The 17845-nt window shown below is 30.4% G+C and carries 14 protein-coding genes and 2 pseudogenes; 13 read left to right on the forward strand and 3 right to left on the reverse strand.

Annotated features, from left to right (window positions below; genetic code table 11):
• Positions 1 to 63 precede the first annotated feature (63 nt).
• The 6 genes from Q5O44_RS13470 (at position 64) to Q5O44_RS13495 (ending at position 5490) form a co-directional block, all read left to right on the forward strand.
• Positions 64 to 1125 (forward strand): G5 and 3D domain-containing protein, encoded by a 1062-nt coding sequence (locus tag Q5O44_RS13470; protein WP_022168964.1) that lies wholly within the window; start codon positions 64 to 66, stop codon positions 1123 to 1125.
• A gap of 252 nt (positions 1126 to 1377) precedes the next feature.
• The gene (gene rnmV, locus Q5O44_RS13475) at positions 1378 to 1932 is read left to right on the forward strand and encodes a ribonuclease M5 (RefSeq protein ID WP_022168965.1); all 555 of its coding nucleotides are present in this window, start codon (positions 1378 to 1380) and stop codon (positions 1930 to 1932) included.
• 1 nt (position 1933) lies between these two features.
• The gene (rsmA, locus tag Q5O44_RS13480) at positions 1934 to 2779 is read left to right on the forward strand and encodes a 16S rRNA (adenine(1518)-N(6)/adenine(1519)-N(6))-dimethyltransferase RsmA (RefSeq protein WP_022168966.1); all 846 of its coding nucleotides are present in this window, start codon (positions 1934 to 1936) and stop codon (positions 2777 to 2779) included.
• Positions 2780 to 2986: 207 nt separating this feature from the next.
• Positions 2987 to 4234: a hypothetical protein gene (locus Q5O44_RS13485; protein ID WP_022168967.1), complete on the forward strand. Its 1248-nt coding sequence runs from the start codon at positions 2987 to 2989 to the stop codon at positions 4232 to 4234.
• A gap of 164 nt (positions 4235 to 4398) precedes the next feature.
• Positions 4399 to 5229, forward strand: a complete 831-nt coding sequence (locus Q5O44_RS13490) for a hypothetical protein (protein ID WP_022168968.1) — start codon at positions 4399 to 4401, stop codon at positions 5227 to 5229.
• 72 nt (positions 5230 to 5301) lie between these two features.
• Positions 5302 to 5490 (forward strand): ferredoxin, encoded by a 189-nt coding sequence (locus Q5O44_RS13495; protein WP_291661619.1) that lies wholly within the window; start codon positions 5302 to 5304, stop codon positions 5488 to 5490.
• A gap of 50 nt (positions 5491 to 5540) precedes the next feature.
• Here Q5O44_RS13495 and Q5O44_RS13500 read toward each other — a convergent pair whose 3' ends face one another.
• The 3 genes from Q5O44_RS13500 to Q5O44_RS13510 all read right to left on the reverse strand — a co-directional run bounded on the left by Q5O44_RS13500 (position 5541) and on the right by Q5O44_RS13510 (position 7114).
• Positions 5541 to 5732, reverse strand: a complete 192-nt coding sequence (locus tag Q5O44_RS13500) for a hypothetical protein (RefSeq protein ID WP_022168970.1) — start codon at positions 5730 to 5732, stop codon at positions 5541 to 5543.
• Positions 5733 to 5813: 81 nt separating this feature from the next.
• On the reverse strand, positions 5814 to 6263 hold the full coding sequence (locus Q5O44_RS13505; protein WP_022168971.1) for a PadR family transcriptional regulator: 450 nt from the start codon (positions 6261 to 6263) through the stop codon (positions 5814 to 5816).
• A gap of 5 nt (positions 6264 to 6268) precedes the next feature.
• Positions 6269 to 7114, reverse strand: coding sequence for a DegV family protein (locus tag Q5O44_RS13510; protein ID WP_022168972.1), 846 nt, complete (start codon positions 7112 to 7114; stop codon positions 6269 to 6271).
• Between the two features lie 284 nt (positions 7115 to 7398).
• Between Q5O44_RS13510 and nrdD the strand changes: the two are divergent.
• The 7 genes and pseudogenes from nrdD to Q5O44_RS13545 form a co-directional block, all read left to right on the forward strand.
• Positions 7399 to 7875, forward strand: a pseudogene (nrdD, locus tag Q5O44_RS13515) (anaerobic ribonucleoside-triphosphate reductase); the annotation flags it as partial.
• Positions 7876 to 8187: 312 nt separating this feature from the next.
• Positions 8188 to 8997, forward strand: a complete 810-nt coding sequence (locus Q5O44_RS13520) for a hypothetical protein (protein ID WP_022168974.1) — start codon at positions 8188 to 8190, stop codon at positions 8995 to 8997.
• A 946-nt stretch (positions 8998 to 9943) separates the two neighbouring features.
• Entirely contained in the window at positions 9944 to 11773 is a 1830-nt protein-coding gene (gene ltrA / locus Q5O44_RS13525) for a group II intron reverse transcriptase/maturase (protein WP_370545579.1), read from the forward strand.
• Positions 11774 to 11870: 97 nt separating this feature from the next.
• A pseudogene (locus tag Q5O44_RS13530) lies at positions 11871 to 13427 on the forward strand (anaerobic ribonucleoside triphosphate reductase); the annotation flags it as partial.
• Between the two features lie 263 nt (positions 13428 to 13690).
• Positions 13691 to 14854, forward strand: a complete 1164-nt coding sequence (gene nifV, locus Q5O44_RS13535; RefSeq protein ID WP_022168977.1) for a homocitrate synthase — start codon at positions 13691 to 13693, stop codon at positions 14852 to 14854.
• Positions 14855 to 14886: 32 nt separating this feature from the next.
• Positions 14887 to 16809, forward strand: coding sequence for an aconitate hydratase (locus tag Q5O44_RS13540; RefSeq protein ID WP_022168978.1), 1923 nt, complete (start codon positions 14887 to 14889; stop codon positions 16807 to 16809).
• 128 nt (positions 16810 to 16937) lie between these two features.
• The gene (locus Q5O44_RS13545) at positions 16938 to 17834 is read left to right on the forward strand and encodes an aminoglycoside phosphotransferase family protein (protein ID WP_022168979.1); all 897 of its coding nucleotides are present in this window, start codon (positions 16938 to 16940) and stop codon (positions 17832 to 17834) included.
• Positions 17835 to 17845 lie beyond the last annotated feature (11 nt).

The raw sequence follows: 17845 nt of genomic DNA on the forward strand, positions 1-17845 counted from the left end.
GACAAAAACTTAGATTCTATAATATAATTCAAAAGACACTCTTGCCAAAGGAGGTTGAAAAAGATGATGGAAAAATGTAAGGAATACCTTAAAAACAATTTTTCTAATGGTCCTAAGGCAAAAAAAATATTAGCAATTACTGCACCACTTTTCGTTATAAGTGTTATGTCAATATGTGTAGTAGCTAATGCAAGAAAAACTGTAACAATAAACGTAGATGGAAATGAACAAACATTTGTCACATATAAAAGGACTATTAAAGGTGTGCTAAAGCAAGCAGGAGTTAAGTTAGGCTCCAAGGATAAGGTTGAACCAGCTTTAGGAAAGAAATTAGTTAAAGACGAAGTAATAGAGGTAAGAAAAGCGGTTAACGTAGAAATAGTATCAAAGGATAAGACAATATCAATAGTGACGGCAGAGCCAACTATTGGTGATATGCTTGAAGCTGAAATAGAAAAACTTAAAGCTGAAAACATTGAATTTGATAAAGATGAGGATGAGGTTATCCCTAGTCTTGATACAAAAATTAAGGACAACCTGTCAATTCAATTGGTAGATGTAGAAGTATTAAATGAGGTATCAACTAATACCATTGCATATGATACTTTAACAGAAGAAGACAATACTATGGAAGTTAATACTACAAAGGTAAAACAATCAGGTGAAGAAGGTCAAGTAGAAGTCACTTATAAAGTTACAAAAAAGAATGGCAAAGAGGTTTCAAGAGAACAAGTAAGTTCTAAGGTATTAAAGGAAGCAGTTACTGAAATAGTAGTACAGGGAACAGCTAAACTATATGCAAGCAGAAGTGGAGAAACAGGAACATATAAAGATGTTGTATATTGCCAAGCTACAGCATATACAGGTGGAGGCTTGACAGCAACAGGTTCAGTGCCAACATATAACCCAAGTGGGATAAGTACAATTTCAGTAGATCCAAGTGTAATACCGTTAGGATCTTTAGTATATGTTGATGGCTATGGAAAAGCTATAGCAGCAGATACTGGTGGAGCTATTCAAGGTAACATTATCGATGTATATGTTAACTCAAATAGTGATGCTATTAATTGGGGAAGACAATATAACGTACCAGTTTATATTATAGCTTACCCTGGAGAATGGTAGGAAAAAAAGATGGTCAAAGACCATCTTTTTTTAATTATGAATTGAGAATTATGAATTATGAATTAATGATGAAACTCAAAGAGTTTCTAATTATATATTTCTAAACTCCCTTAAAGGAGTTTATTCCACAATTCATCATTCATCACTCACCATTCATCATTACCTAAGTTCATCATTTAACAAAAGGGTTTGACATAATTGATAGATAGGGATACATTAATAGAAGAGATATAAGGAAAAGGGGAATATGCTTTGATTAAAGAAGTTATTGTAGTGGAAGGACGAGATGATATTACGGCTGTAAAACAAGCTGTAGATGCAGAGCTTATTGCTGTAGGTGGTTTTGGAATTAATGCAAAAGTCATTGAAAGAATTAAGGAAGCTCAAAAGAGAAAAGGTGTTATAGTTTTAACAGATCCTGATTTTGCAGGAGAAAAAATAAGAAGTATAATATCTAAACGTGTAAAAGGTATAAAACATGCTTATATAGCACAAGAGGATGGAATTAAAGGTGATGATATAGGTGTTGAAAATGCATCGCCAGAAGTAATTAGAGAAGCCTTAGAAAGAGCAAAGGTATCAGAGGAAGATAGAGAGCCTACATTTGATGCACAAGATATGTTTTATTTTAAATTAAATGGAGATGCACGTTCTAAAGAAAGAAGAATGAAATTAGGCAAGGAATTAGGCTTAGGTTATGGTAATGCTAGTCAAATGCTTTCAAGATTAAATAATTATGGCATTACTAAAGAAGAATTTATTAAAGCTATAAATAAAGTAGAAAAACAAATTGAAGAGGGAAAATAATATGGACATAAAGAACATAAAGACAGCAGAGCTGGTAAAGAAATATAATTTTAAGTTTTCAAAAAGTTTAGGTCAAAACTTTTTAATTGATGATTCAGTTCCAAGAGATATAGTAAGTGGAGCGGAAGTATGCAAGGATGATTTAGTTATTGAAATAGGTCCAGGAGTTGGAACGTTAACAGCACAATTATTAAATACAGCTAAAAGAGTTGTTGCCATAGAGCTAGATAATGATTTAATTCCTATATTAAGTCAAGAGTTAGGAGATAATCCAAACTTTACATTAATACATAATGATGCTTTAAAAGTTGATTTTAATGAAATAATAGGGGATGAGCAAAGTGTTAAGCTAGTTGCAAACCTTCCTTACTATGTAACTACTCCTATTATAGTAAAGCTTCTTAAGGAAAAGTATAACTTTAAATCATTAACTATAATGATTCAAAAGGAAGTAGCAGAAAGAATGGCAGCAGAGCCAGGTAATAAGGATTATGGTGCATTATCTTTACTAGTTCAATATTATTGTGATACTGAAATAGTAAGAAAAGTACCTCCAGCTTGTTTCATACCAAGACCAAAGGTTGATTCTATTGTAATAAGATTAGAAAAATTAGATAAGCCAAGAGTAGAAGTGCAAAATGAAAAACTATTCTTTGATATTATTAGAAATTCATTTAATATGAGAAGAAAGACATTATGGAATGGTGTTAAAAATATAGGATTATCTAAAGAAAAATTAGAAGAAGCATTTGATGAAGCAAATATTGATATTAAGAGAAGAGGAGAAACTTTATCTATAGAAGAATTTGCAGCATTAGCAGATGCTATATATAGCAGAATGAAATAAAAATAATAGGCTATGACGATACTTTGTCATAGCCTATTATTTTTATTAGTTAAAATTTTAGAAATTCCCTAAGGAATTTCCTCCTAAATTTTTCATTCTTAATTCTTAACAAATTAGCGTAGCTTTAATTTTCTAGTATTGAGAACATATCTGTTTATAGTAAGCATATAATATAGGGAATTATTTTAACTTGGAGGTTTTAAGAGAATGGCTAGTAATAGCAGGCTATATAGAAACTTCATTATTTTGCAGGAAGATGAACGTGGATATGCTAGTGCAAATGATAAATCACTGTCAGGGTATGCAAAGATTGAAGCAAAGGGAGATATATGTAAAATATCTTTTTATGCTCAAAACCTCAGAAAAGATGAAGATAAATACAATATGATGCTTATATGTGATAAGAAAGATAACAAGCAAATAGTAGATTTAGGTAAGTTAGATGTAAGCATTGCTGGAAAAGCAGATTATACTAAAGAATATAATGTTGATAACATAGCTGGAATAGAGCTTTCTTTGGATAAGATCTCTGGAGCAGCCATAGGTAAATATAAAGATGGCGTTCCAATTTTTATTATGTGCGGATTTTTAAATGGACAACAGCCTTGTGAGGACTGGAAAAATTATAAAGTAATAAAAGCTAAAGGTGATAAAGAACTGCAAAAGAAAATGCATTATAAAGAAGAGAAGAAACATGATAAAAAAGATAAGAAGGATAAATGTGACGATAGGGAAGAAATAAAAGAAGTAGTGAATGAAGAAATCAAGGTTGAGGAAGTTTCTCCAAAGATTGAAGAAGAAAAGAGAGTTGAATCCATTGAAGAAAAAGATATAAAAGAAGAATCTGTTGAGGAAAATAGTAAAGAACCAATAGAGGAAGTAAAGGAAGATAGAAAAGATCAGGCAGAAGAGGTTAAGTTACAGGCCACTATAGAAGAAAATATGGAAATTCAGTATCCAAAAGAAAATCTTAGAGGTAAATTTGAAGACTATGAAGAGTTTATAGAAGAAAACAAAGAATTTAATCCAAGAACTAACAAGATAAGAGGAACTATTGGTGAGTATTTTGAAGCTATTGCAGAGGGCTTTGAAGAAGATGAAGGTTATGATGAACTTAAATATTGCAAGTGGTACAAGGTTCCTGTACATGATTTATATGAAATGTGTAATATGTCTAATTATAATAAATATACATTAGTTTATTATCCAATGCTTAATTATTATCCTTATATTAAAAAGTATAATTATTTTAAATTAGGATATAAATGTGATTCTAAAGGGAATTTAAAATATATAATTTATGCTATTCCTGGAAAGAAGGATAAAGATGAACAACCATATGATGGAAGAACAGGATTTGTCACATGGGTTGCTAAGGATTCAGATACAGACATAGGTTGCTGGCTAATGTTCTATGACTTTAAGAATTCTACAGTTGTAGTTCCTATGCAATAAAGTAGAATGATTGTACTTATATTAATTAGTGAGTTCATAAATAATGAGGCCATGTAAATATTTAAATTGCCAATGATAACAGAAAGTATTATAATTTTTATAATTAGGAGGAGGCTTATCTCCTCCTAATTATTTGAATAAAAAGTATTGGAAGGAGAGATGAAATGTTAAAAAATATTAAGCTTAGCTGCTTAACTGTAGTATTAATAGGTATAATAACTACATTTTCTGGTTGTAGTGTAGTAGAAAATATAGAAAAGAAATTAGGATGGAAGACAGAATATTTTGAGTACTTAGATTCTAAAAATTTAGAACAAATAAGTATTCAGAGTACTAGAGATTTAGGATTTAAGTTTATTGTTACTGAAGGGTCAGCAAAAAATACAATGTATAACTTACTTTGTAAAGCACAAAAAAGCGATAAAAAATCAAGCTTAGATCCAGATTATATATTTGAGTTTGATTTAGGAGATGAAGTTAAACAATTCTATTATGTGGTAGGTAGTGACAGCGGTAATTTCTATAGTGATACTGATGTTTATACAGTTTCTAATAGAATAGATGAAGTTATCATACAAAACTTATCTTTTATTAGAAAGCCTAAAGAATTTAATTATATTTATTATAGACCAATATTAGAAGTTCTAGAAAAGATTGAACCTTCCTTAAAGGATAAGGATTATAAAATAGGTATAAATATAAAAGGCGATGCAGACTGTTTAAAATACATTTTTTCTAATGATTTAAAGAATTTTATTTCAGAGGCAGATAAGATAATTTCTAATGTAGAATTAGTTCAAACCACTACGGCAGGTTATGATGTAGTTATCACTATCAAGAATAGAGGATATGACACATTAGTTTATAAGACTGCTATAACAGTAACTAATAAGAGAGAAAATACAGAAGAGATTTATTATGTAGTGGCACAATATGAGTATAAGAAATGGAATATTTCAATTAGTGAGCCAAATGTAAAACCATCAAATTGGTAATGAATTTTTAATACATATTTTTAGTGAATTAGTAAATAATATCATTATAAGTATGAGGAAAGGATGATTTATATGAAAGCTCATGTTGATAAAGATACATGTATAGGTTGTGGATTATGTCCATCTATATGTGAAGCTGTGTTTGTGTTAGAGGATGATGGAAAAGCAGCTGCTTATGTTGATGAGGTACCTTCAGAAGTAGAAGATGAAGCTAAAGACGCAGAAGCAAGCTGTCCAGTTAATGCAATAGTAGTAGAATAAAAAAGATGCTTAAGGCATCTTTTTTGCTTTATAAACAAAGTTTTATATTATTAAAAAAAGTCTTCAGATTTATGTAGAGGATGATATTTTAGATTATTACAGTTATTTAAAGTAGATAAATTAATATTACTTCCTATAGGTAATAATGTAGGCAAAGAGTTTATTGGAACTGTGCTTACTGAATCATCTTCTAATAAAATGAAAGCTTCAGAATGGTTATAATCTAGTATTAAACCTTTCATCACTACACCACCTTAATAATTTTACTTAGTATATGTAAAATAAAAAAAAATATACAAGTAAGGCTATTCTTACTTGTATATTTATAGATATAGATCTTTATAAACCATTTGAAATACTTTTAATGATTCTTCAATCCTTGGTTTTAGTAGATGTCTTCTATGTTGAAACTCTTTTTTCCCTAAATCTGTAAGGTAGTAAATCTTTTGGAACTTCTTCTTAGGATCATCCCACTTGCCAATTACCAGTCCGTCCTTTTCAAGCTTTTTTAAAAGTGGATAAATTCCTCCAGTACTTGGAGTCCAAAGATTAGAAGTTCTTTTAGATATTTTATTAGAAATATCATTGCCATTGGAAGGGCCTAAATGAAGAATAAATAAAACATAGATTGGAAGCAGGCCTTTGGTAAAAACTTGACCTACAGCTTCTTTTTCTTTTTGAATCTTTTTTAATTCAGCAACCTTTGCTTTATATTCTTCATAGAGCCTTTTTTCTTCTGCCTTTATATCATCGATATTTTTAAAATCATCCATAAGGTTTACTCTACAAGCTTTACAGAAAGTCCTAATAGTCCTGGACCGCCGTGCACTCCCAATGCTGGACTAAGAACATTTAGTTTTATATTTTCTACATTTGGTAACTTTGCAAGTTGTTCCATATATTTTGTTGCTTCTTCTTTACAAGCACATTCTAATACTGTAACTTCACATTTTCCTAAAGCAAGCTTTTCTTTTAGAAGCTCAGTCATTTTTGAAAGTGCTTGTTTTCTTCCTCTGGCTTTACATATAGTATAGTAAACTCCTGTATCATCAGTAGTAATTATAGGCTTTAAGTTTAATAATTCGCCAATTGTACCTGCAACCTTACCAATTCTACCACCTTTTTGTAAGTATTCTAAAGTATTAATAGTATAGAATCCAGTTATTCTTTCTCTTATTTTAGGTAGTGCTTCAACTATTTCTTCAAAGCTTTTACCAGCTTCAACAAGTTTAACTGCTTCTAAGACAACTTCTCCTTCAGGATAAGCAAGAATCTTAGTGTCATATACATATGATGTTAGCTTTGGGTGATCTTCTAACATTAATCTTAATGAATTACATGTTCCAGAAAGACCTCCTGAAAGACATATGGCAATAACATGAGTATAGCCTTCCGATTCTAATTTGCTAAGAATATCTTCCATAGTTTGTGCACTTGGAAGTGATGTTTTAGGAATTTCTTTATCTAAATTTAAATATATTTCTTCTGGTGTAATGTCTAATTTATCTTGGTAATCTCCATGAGAGTAGATTATTCTAAGGGGCAATAAATTAATGTTCTTTTCTTTTACAATCTCTAATGGGATGTCAGATGCACTATCAGTTATTATAGCAATTTTTTGCATTGTAATCCTCCTAACCTAATTATTAATTATATTATAGCATAAACCACATAGTTATCAATACTGATAAGTATAAACATTATCAATACTGATATAGTTCAATTAATATATATTAAGTAAAAATTTCAATAGAGACTTTTATATGAAATAAGGAGTTATTAATATGTAAACAATTTTTAAGGAAAAATAGGGGATAATATCATATATTAAAAATTTTTTTTGATTTGAAAACAAAAAAGCATAGAAGTATAATGTATACCATATATTGTGTATAGGAGGGAAAAAATGTGCTATATGTAGTGAAGAGAGATGGAAGGGAAGTAGTATTTAATAAGGATAAAATAAGTAATGCAATAAGAAAAGCCAGCAAGGAAGTTTCAAAAAAATTAGACCACAATGAAATCATAAATATAACGGAAAACGTATATAAATCCATACTTAAAACTGAAAAATCAAGTATAACTGTGGAAGAAATTCAAAATTTAATTGAAAAGACCTTGATGGATGAAGGGTACAATGAAATTCAAAGAGCTTATTCTATCTATAGGATGGATAGGACACGAGTGAGAGATACAAAATCTGATTTAATGAAAGCCATTAATAGAATTGGCGTGGAAACTGATAGAGACAATGCCAATGTAGGCAATAACTTTTCATCAAAGCTTTTAAGAATAGCATCAGAATCAAATAAGTGGCATAATTTAGCCAATATGCCTAAGCATTTAGCAAAAGCTCATGAAAATGGTGAGCTTTATTTTCATGATCAAATGGGTCGTCTATATTAGAAATAATGTGGAGAAATAAGTTGTCTTTTTGCTGGAACGCCCTAAAGCCAATTAAACTACAACGTAAATAGTAATATTAAGCGTGAAAGTTGCGAAAGCAGAAAAAATTAATTGGATAGCTCATGCTGAAAAAAAGTTTTATTAGAAATGAATCAGCTAATAAAATGCTAAAAGTAATAAACAATGGGTAATCAGCAGGGAAGTATTTATATTAAAATGTATTATCATGTATTTAATCCTTATAACTTGACAAAATAGTATAGTAATTAGGCTGTGAAAGGAATTAATTCTATGGCTAAATATTATAAGGATTATACAGAAGAAGAGAAATTGAGAATAGTTGATGATATGATTAATTCAAATTTAACATATAAGGAATTAATGGAGAAACATTCTATTGGAGCAAGAAGCTATAAAAAACTAAGAGACGAGTATAATATAAGAAAAATAGCAATAAGAAATAAAAAATTTAAAGTTAATGATGATTATTTTGAAATAATAGATACTGAAGAAAAAGCTTATTGGCTAGGTTTTTTATATGCAGATGGATGTGTAGCAAGGAAGGGTAATTATTATACTATTAAAATAGATCAGGCATTATATGATTATGAACATGTATTAAAGTTTAAAGAAGCAATTAATTCAACATATCCAGTAAAAATATATAATGATACAGAATCAGGTCATGCAAGAATAATTGTAGGTAGCAAAAAGATGTATGATGACTTAATAGATAAAGGATGTTATCCAAATAAAACAAAAGAGTTACTATTTCCAACATATGAGCAAGTTCCAAAAGGGTTGATGTGGAGCTTTATAAGAGGATATTTTGATGGCGATGGAACCATTAATATTATGTCACAGTTTAATGTTCCTCAAGCAAGATTTCAGATGTTAGGAACAAATGCCTTTTTAAATGGTTTTTGTATGTTTTTAGAAGAGTATGTTGGCAAGATAAACATACATCCAAGTAGAGGAATATTTTATGTACAAATCGGCGGAAATAGAAAAACAAAAATTATTTTTGATTTAATGTATGATAAGTCTACGATATATTTACAAAGAAAGTTTGATATATATGATAATCATTTTTATAAATAAACCTTCAACGAGCATATGGCAACTACCTAAGCTTACAAGAAGTATGGTAAAGATGTGCTCTAGTCCGTCTATTAAGTAAATAATAGAGTTAAAGTATAGCGAAAGCTACGGTATTTACGCTAGATTCATATAATTTAACAATTAATTGTCTTCATATTCCTACTAGAGAGCTTTTGGAAAGTGGATTTAATACCGGATATGGTGCGACTTGTTGCTAATGGAAAATATTAGCCTAATCTAATAATAGTAAGATTAGAACTATTGTTACGAGAAATCAAATGATAGGGTAACGCCTTGAAGGGTTTCCTCTAATACTCCGAATAGCGTTATAATGAGTAAACATTATAAGGTTATGAGCTCGGTGAAGTCAGCTGAGAACTACCGTAAGTAAATAGAAATATTTACACGAAATGCGAACTGGAGGCAGTCGAGTAGCGATAGGCTGGGGGTCTATAAAATGTCTATGGTTAGGATGTATTAAGCAATATAATACTGACGAATTTGGGAAATTAAGGGTCTAAACGGTGAATATCTAGAAATGGATATGGCACTAAATGTGCAGTTAGTTGTGGATGAGTAAGAATCGTATCTATGAAAATCCATATAATATTAAAGGTATTATTGAACTAACAGGCTCACACTAAAAACCTAAGGATATATGTAAAGATAGTGACAATGGAACAAGGAAAGCTTAGAATATGGAGGTTTTACTGCCAATGAAATAGTGATAAGGAAAAGAAAAATTTAAATTCTATAACTTATCTTAATCTAAGTGAGAGTGGTGGCATGAAGCAGAGAAATAGTTGTAATGACTATGGAGCGATAGCCACTAGACAATTTATTATAAATATAATTATTATTGAATAATCCAAGGTTCTGGTAAGACTAAGAGATATGAAACATTAAGGTAAAAGGAGGAATTCCTTTGAATAATGAAGTAGTAGACTTGGAGGAAAGCTTAAAATGTAGGAAAAGACAAAAACTAAGAAATTCAGAATATTACGAGATGCAGTATATATTCGATGATTTATACAGAAAAAGTAGCAAAAATTATAAATTTAATAATTTAATGCAATATATAAATGACGAAAAAAATATATTACTAGCTTTTAGAAATATAAAAAAGAATAAAGGTTCTGTAACAGCAGGTACTGATAATATAAACATAAATTTATATAAAAATATGAATTGTGATGTGTTTATAAATAAAATTAGAGAAAGTCTAAAAGATTACAGACCTAAGGCAGTAAGAAGAGTAGAAATTCCAAAACCTAATGGAAAGAAAAGACCATTAGGGATACCTTGTATGGAAGATAGAATTATACAGCAATGTATAAAACAAATATTAGAACCTATTTGTGAAGCAAAATTTTATAAACACAACTATGGCTTTAGACCAAATAGAAGTGTAGAACATGCTTTTGAAAGATGCAATTACTTAGTGAATAAGAGCAAGTTGCATTATGTAGTAGATATAGACATAAAAGGTTTCTTTGATAATGTAAATCATAGCAAATTAAAGAAACAAATGTGGTCTATGGGGATATGTGATAAGCAATTATTAAGTATTATAGGGAAAATGTTAAAAGCGGAAATAAAAGGTATAGGTATACCGGAAAAAGGTACACCGCAAGGTGGAATTTTAAGTCCATTATTAGCTAATATAGTTTTAAATGAACTAGACTGGTGGATTAGCAAGCAATGGGAAAATTTTAATAATAATAAAGGATACTCTAAGGATTGTCACAAATATAGAGCATTAAAGAAAAGTAATTTAAAAGAGATGTGGATAGTAAGATATGCTGATGATTTTAAAATCTTTTGTAGAGATTACAAATCTGCCATTAAAATATATAATGCAGTAAAGCAATGGTTAAAAGAAAGATTAAAATTAGATATCAGTGATGATAAATCTAAAATAACTAATTTGAGAAAAAACTATTCAGAATTCTTAGGATTTAAACTAAAAGCTAAAATAAAAAGAAATAAATATGTATGTATAAGTCATATGAGTGATAAGGCAAAAAATAAAGTAATAAATGAAATTAAAAAGCAAATAAAAATTATAAAAAAGAATACAACTACAAAAGAAATTATGAAATTAAATTCAATAATATTAGGAAGTCATAATTACTATAAGATTGCAACACATGTGAATTTAGATTTCAATGATATAAATTTCTTAGTTATGAGAACTTTGAAAAATAGACTTAATTTAGAAAAGAATAGAGGAAGTCCCATATTTACAAAAACTTATTTGAAATTATATGGGGACTATCAAAAGAATATTTGTAGGATTAAAGGGATAAACATATTTCCAATTTATGGAGTAAAAACAAAGCCTAGTAAATGCTTTAATCAAGAAATCTGTAATTATACCAGTAATGGAAGAAGCATTATACATGATAATCTAATAGGTAGAGGGCCTTGTATGATTGAACATCTATTAAGATATCCAACAAATGATTACGGAGTAGAGTATAATGACAATAGAATTTCATTGATGATAGGGCAAAATGGACTGTGTGGAGTTACTAAAAAAGAATTAGAAATTGGAGATATGGAATGCCATCATAAAGTACCTAAAAGTATAGGCGGAGATGACAGTTATAAAAACCTAATTTGGTTAAAGAAAAGTGTGCATAAATTAATACATGCTAAAAATGAAGATATAATCCAAAAATATATGAATGAACTTAAATTAAGTTGGAATGAATTAGAAAAGGTAAATAAACTACGTAAGTTAGTAGGAAATTCAATGATATTATATGAATAATAAAATGTTGGAACGCCGTATGCGGTGAAAATCGCACGTACGGTGTGAACCGGGGGAAAAGGAAGAGATAATATCAAATCCTTACCTATCGGAATGTACTATAAATAGGCCTAAAAGAATAGAAACAGCAGCAGAATTATCTTGTATTTTATTGCAGTCAAGCCAAAATGATATGTTCGGGGGCCAAGCACATCCTGACTTTGATAATGATATGTCTATTTTTATTGAGCCTACCAGACAGGAGATAAGAAGTGATTTAGAAGCTTTAGGTATTGAAGAAGAAAGAATAGAAAAGATTGTAGAAGAAAGATTAAGCTCAAGAGTTCATCAAGCTATGCAGGGGATTGTCTATAATTTAAATACCATGCATAGCCGTGCAGGATCTCAGGTTCCATTTTCTTCCATTAATTTAGGGATACCTAAAGATAAAGATGCAGCAATGATATGTGAGATATTTTTACAAGAATATGAAAAAGGTTTAGGAAAGGGAGAACAGCCTATTTTTCCTAATATAATCTTTAGAGTAAAAGAAGGAGTAAATAGAGAACCAGAAGATGAGTATTATTATCTTTATAAATTAGCCTGCCAAGTAGCAGCAAAGAGAATGAATCCAACATTTATGAACATAGATGCTGATTTCAATAAGGAATATTACGATAAGGGATATATGCCAGCAACCATGGGATGCAGGACATATGTAATGAAAAATATTAATGGAGAACCAGGATGCAAAGGTAGAGGAAATATAGCACCAGTGACCATTAACCTTCCTAGAATAGGCATTGAAGCAAAAGGTGATATAGATAAATTTTTTGAAATATTAAAAAGTAGATTAATATTAGCAAAAGAATCATTACTTCATAGATATGGCATTCTTAAAAAGTTAAGGGTAAAGGATCTTCCTTTTGTGGCTGGTCAAAAGCTGATGAAGGGAGCAGAAAATCTAGAAGAAGAGGATTCAATTGAGCCTATTTTAAAACAAGGCACATGGGGCATAGGATTCATAGGGCTAGCAGAAGCACTTACAGCTTTAACAGGAAAGCATCATGGTGAAAGTGATGAAGCTAGAGAACTTGGTGTGAGAATTGTTACTTTTATGAGACAATATACCGATAAATTTTCACAGGAAACAAATCTTAATTGGAGTTGTTATGCCACACCAGCTGAAGGCTTAAGTGGTAAGTTTATTAAGAAGGATCAAAAAATGTTTGGTATCATTAAAGGAGTCACTGATAAAGAGTATTATACTAATAGCTATCATATTCCTGTAAAGTTTCCTATTTCAATAAAGCGAAAGATAGACATTGAAGCACCTTATCATAAGCTTTGCAATGCAGGTCATATATCATATATAGAGGTAGATGATTCTCCAACTGGAGAACAGATTATGGATATCATTAATTATGCATATAAGAATACTAATATAAGTTATATAGGAATAAATTTTCATATAAGGTACTGTAAGAATTGTGGAAGTAGTGTAAATAGCAATGAAAAGAAATGCCCTAAATGCAGTAGTATAGATATTCAAGGCATATCAAGAGTTACTGGATACTTAAGCTTAGATGAACGATTTGGTCCAGGAAAGTTCGAAGAAAGAGCAGATAGACGTTCCCATACAGGCAGTAATATGAATAATTATGGTTTTATATAAATATATATCAATAAAGGCATTAATTTTTCAAAGTCTTAAATTTAAGATTAATAAAAATTAATGCTTTTATTTTTCATATAGAAACATGTATATGAAGGAAAAAAATAATAAGTTGCAAAAACATGATATTTAATCATGAAATACATTGTTTTTAAGGAGTATTTTGAAAAAATAAATATTTTCCTTGCAAAAAAAGTAAATATTACATTGAAGTTATAGGATAAAAATGGTAAAATTGGAATTAAAATAAAGGGGGCTATAACATGGCAATTAAAGATCCGAGAAATGATAGACAAATAAAGATAGTGGATACTACATTGCGTGATGGGGAACAAACGGCAGGTGTTGTATTTGCTAATGAGGAAAAAATTATTATTGCATCTATGTTAAGAGATTTAGGGGTAGATCAATTAGAAGTTGGTATTCCAACCATGGGTGGAGATGAAAAGGAAGCAATAAAATCAATAGTAAAAAGGAATAGAAGTAGTAGCAATGCAAAGAGCATAATGGCATGGAATAGGGCTGTTATAGGAGATATAGAGCAATCTATCGATTGCGATGTTGATGCAGTGGCTATATCTATATCTGTTTCAGATATTCATATTAAGCATAAGCTTAGAACATCAAGGCAATGGGTTCTTGAAAATATGATCAAATCAGTGGAGTATGCCAAGAAAAATGGCTTATATGTATCTGTTAATGGGGAAGATGCATCAAGAGCTGATAGAGAATTTTTAGTAGAGTTTATTAATGCAGCAAAGAATGCAGGAGCAGATAGGTTTAGATATTGTGATACTGTAGGTATAATGGAGCCTTTTAAATTAAAGGATGAAATTTCATATTTATATAATAAAACAAAATTTGATATTGAAATGCATACTCATAATGATTTTGGAATGGCTACAGCCAATGCTATAGCAGGTGTTATGGGTGGTGCAAATCATGTTGGCGTAACAGTAAATGGCCTTGGTGAAAGAGCTGGTAATGCTGCTTTAGAGGAAGTATTAATGGCTCTAATTTATGTTTATGGTTATAAGACAAATATTGATACTAGAAAATTTAAAGAAGTATCAGAGTATGTATCTAGGGCTTCAGGACGATTCTTACCAAAATGGAAGGCCATAGTAGGAGAAAATACCTTTGTGCATGAATCAGGTATACATGCCGATGGAGCTATTAAGAATCCAATGAATTATGAAGCTTATGATCCAGCAGTGGTAGGTCTTGAAAGGCAGATTGTAATAGGAAAACATTCAGGAAAGGCAGCTATAGTAAATAAATTTAAAGAATATGATATAAAGCTTTCAGATGATGAAGCAAAGGATATCCTTAATTTAGTGAGGGCAACTACTGTCAGAGTAAAAAGAAACCTTTTTGATAAGGAACTTGTAAGTCTTTATAAACAATATAAAGAAAAGGAACAATAAATAGGAGATAGAAAAGAAGGGGGAAATTAGCATTGGGAAGAAATCTAGCAGAAAAAATTTTAAGCAACCACATTGTTGAAGGAGAATTAAGAAAGGGAAGTTCTATTGGTATTAAAATTGACCAAACTCTTACACAGGATTCAACGGGGACAATGGCTTACTTACAATTAGAAGCTATGGGCATAGATAAGGTTAAGACAAAAAGATCAGTAGCTTTTGTAGACCATAATATGTTGCAACAAGGCTTTGAAAATGCAGATGATCATGAGTTTATAAAAACTGTAGCATCTAAGCATGGAGTATATTTTTCTAAACCAGGAAATGGAGTGTGTCATCAAGTATTTTTAGAAAGATTTGCAGTGCCAGGTGAGACGCTAATTGGTTCAGATAGTCACACACCAACTGCTGGTGCAGTAGGTATGCTTGCTATGGGTGCAGGTGGTCTTGATGTTGCATTGGCTATGGCTGGAGGAGCATATTATATAAATGTTCCTAAGGTATGTAAAGTAAATATCATAGGTAGTTTTAAACCAATGGTTACAGGAAAAGATGTAGTTTTAGAGGTTTTAAGAAGGCTTACTGTTAAAGGTGGGGTTTCTAAGATATTTGAGTATGGCGGTGAAGGAATCAAGAATCTTTCAGTGCCACAAAGAGCAACCATAACTAATATGGGAGCAGAGCTTGGTGCTACCACATCAATATTTCCTAGTGATGAAAGAACTTTGGAGTTCTTTAAAGCTCAAGGACGTGAAGAGGATTGGTTTGAATTTAAAGCAGATGAAGATGCTGTTTATGATGAGGAAATAACTATTGATCTTAATACTTTAGAACCACTAGCTGCAATGCCTCATAGTCCTGATAATGTGAAAAAAGTAAGTGAAATAGGAAAAATTAAGGTAGATCAAGTTGCCATAGGAAGTTGCACAAATTCTTCTTATGAAGATCTAATGAAGGTAGCTAAGATATTAAAAGGAAAAAAGGTTCATCCAGATGTAAGTCTTGTAATAGCTCCAGGTTCAAGGCAAGTAATGGAGATGATAGCAAGGAATGGAGCTCTTGCTGATATAATCAGTTCAGGGGCAAGAATATTGGAAAATGGATGTGGACCTTGTATAGGAATGGGACAGGCACCAGGTACTAATGGTGTATCACTTAGAACTTTTAATAGGAATTTCTATGGAAGAAGTGGAACATTATCAGCAAAAGTATATCTTGTAAGCCCTGAAACTGCTGCAGTTTCTGCAATTAAAGGTGTACTTACAGACCCAAGAGAGTTAGAAACAGATTTATGTATTAATATGCCAGAAAGGTTTATTGTTGATGACTCAATGATACTTAAGCCAGCTGAAGATGGGACTAAGGTAGAAGTGAAGAGGGGACCTAATATTAAACCATTTCCAATAAATAAGGAATTAGGAGATAAAATAGAGGGAAAGATATTAATAAAGGTAGAAGATAATATTACTACTGATCATATTATGCCTTCAAATTCAAAGCTTTTACCATTTAGATCTAATATTCCGTATTTATCTCAATTTTGTTTTAATACAATAGATACTGATTTTCCAAATAGAGCTAAGAATTTAGGCGGAGGATTTATAATTGCAGGAGAAAACTATGGTCAAGGATCTAGTAGAGAGCATGCTGCCTTAGCTCCTCTTTATCTAGGAGTAAGAGGTGTTATTGCCAAATCCTTTGCTAGAATTCATAAAGCTAATTTAATTAACAATGGAATAGTTCCACTAGAGTTTAAAAATGAAGCTGATTACAATGAAGTTGATCCATTAGATGAGTTGGTAATAGATAATATTAAAGAAGCTTTAACTAAAGGAAGTGTTAAAGTTAAAAATATAAGTAAGAATAGTGAATTTGAAGTATTAATAGATTTAACAGAAAAGGAAATTCAGGTAATAAAAGCTGGTGGTAGATTAAATTACGTTAAAAACTTAGGTTAATTATAAGGAAAAAATCACAAATACAATAGGAACTCCTAAAAGAGTTCCTTAAATTTTTTCATAATTATTTTGGTTTCTTTCAAGAGGGATTTTCTATTTAAATTAGTAAAGGTGGGAGTTGAAAGGTAATGGAGTATGAAGATATTGGGCAAAGCAGGGAATGGGAGGATATAGAGTATATTAATAAAGGATGGTCTGATGATAAAAAATATAAAATAAAAACTAGAGAAAATGAGGAGTTATTATTAAAAATATCCGATATAGGCCAATTTGCTAAAAAGAAAAAAGAATTTGAAATTATCAAAGACTTAGAAGAAAAGAAAATTCTTATGCCCAAAGCTGTGGATATAGGAGTTTGTAATAATGATCAGTCCATATATTCTTTATACACATGGATAAAGGGAGAAGATGCAGCAGAAGAAATTAGTAAATTTAGTGAAGAGGAACAGTATAAGTTAGGTGTTAATGCTGGTAGATATTTAAAGGAGATTCATAGTGTAAATGCTCCTAAAAGTATTGAAGATTGGGAAAGTAGATTTAATAGAAAAATAGATAAAAAAATAGAAAACTATAAAAAGTGTGGTGTAGTTTTAAAAGATGAAAAGAAGATATTAGAATATATAAATAAAAATAGAGTATTACTAAAGAATAGACCACAGTGTTTACAACATGGAGATTATCATATAGGAAATATGATAATTACGCCAGAAAGAAAATTGGGAATAATAGATTTTAATAGATATGATTATGGTGATCCATGGGAAGAATTCAATAGGATAGTTTGGTCTGCAGAAGTAAGTCCAGAGTTTGCCAGTGGATATATTAATGGATATTTTGATGATGACGTTCCAGAATTGTTTTTTAAATTGTTATTATTATATATTTGTTCAAATGAGATTTCATCTGTTTATTGGGCTCAATCTTTTGGAGAAAAAGAAATGAATGTAATGATTAAGCAAGTGGATAATGTAATGGAATGGTATGATCAGTGTGATAGTTACATACCTAAATGGTACCATAAGTAAAATTAAAAATG

Source organism: Clostridium sp. CAG:221, from assembly GCA_000435835.1.
Classification (GTDB): Bacteria; Bacillota; Clostridia; order Clostridiales; family Clostridiaceae; genus Clostridium.

What these genes read in the sequence shown, in the direction of transcription:
- Q5O44_RS13470 (WP_022168964.1), top strand. Translation starts at nt 64, where the DNA reads ATGATGGAAAAATGTAAGGAATACCTTAAAAACAATTTTTCTAATGGT.
- rsmA (WP_022168966.1), top strand. Translation starts at nt 1,934, where the DNA reads ATGGACATAAAGAACATAAAGACAGCAGAGCTGGTAAAGAAATATAAT.
- Q5O44_RS13485 (WP_022168967.1), top strand. Translation starts at nt 2,987, where the DNA reads ATGGCTAGTAATAGCAGGCTATATAGAAACTTCATTATTTTGCAGGAA.
- Q5O44_RS13490 (WP_022168968.1), top strand. Translation starts at nt 4,399, where the DNA reads ATGTTAAAAAATATTAAGCTTAGCTGCTTAACTGTAGTATTAATAGGT.
- Q5O44_RS13495 (WP_291661619.1), top strand. Translation starts at nt 5,302, where the DNA reads ATGAAAGCTCATGTTGATAAAGATACATGTATAGGTTGTGGATTATGT.
- Q5O44_RS13500 (WP_022168970.1), bottom strand. Translation starts at nt 5,732, where the DNA reads ATGAAAGGTTTAATACTAGATTATAACCATTCTGAAGCTTTCATTTTA.
- Q5O44_RS13505 (WP_022168971.1), bottom strand. Translation starts at nt 6,263, where the DNA reads ATGGATGATTTTAAAAATATCGATGATATAAAGGCAGAAGAAAAAAGG.
- Q5O44_RS13510 (WP_022168972.1), bottom strand. Translation starts at nt 7,114, where the DNA reads ATGCAAAAAATTGCTATAATAACTGATAGTGCATCTGACATCCCATTA.
- Q5O44_RS13520 (WP_022168974.1), top strand. Translation starts at nt 8,188, where the DNA reads ATGGCTAAATATTATAAGGATTATACAGAAGAAGAGAAATTGAGAATA.
- nifV (WP_022168977.1), top strand. Translation starts at nt 13,691, where the DNA reads ATGGCAATTAAAGATCCGAGAAATGATAGACAAATAAAGATAGTGGAT.
- Q5O44_RS13545 (WP_022168979.1), top strand. Translation starts at nt 16,938, where the DNA reads ATGGAGTATGAAGATATTGGGCAAAGCAGGGAATGGGAGGATATAGAG.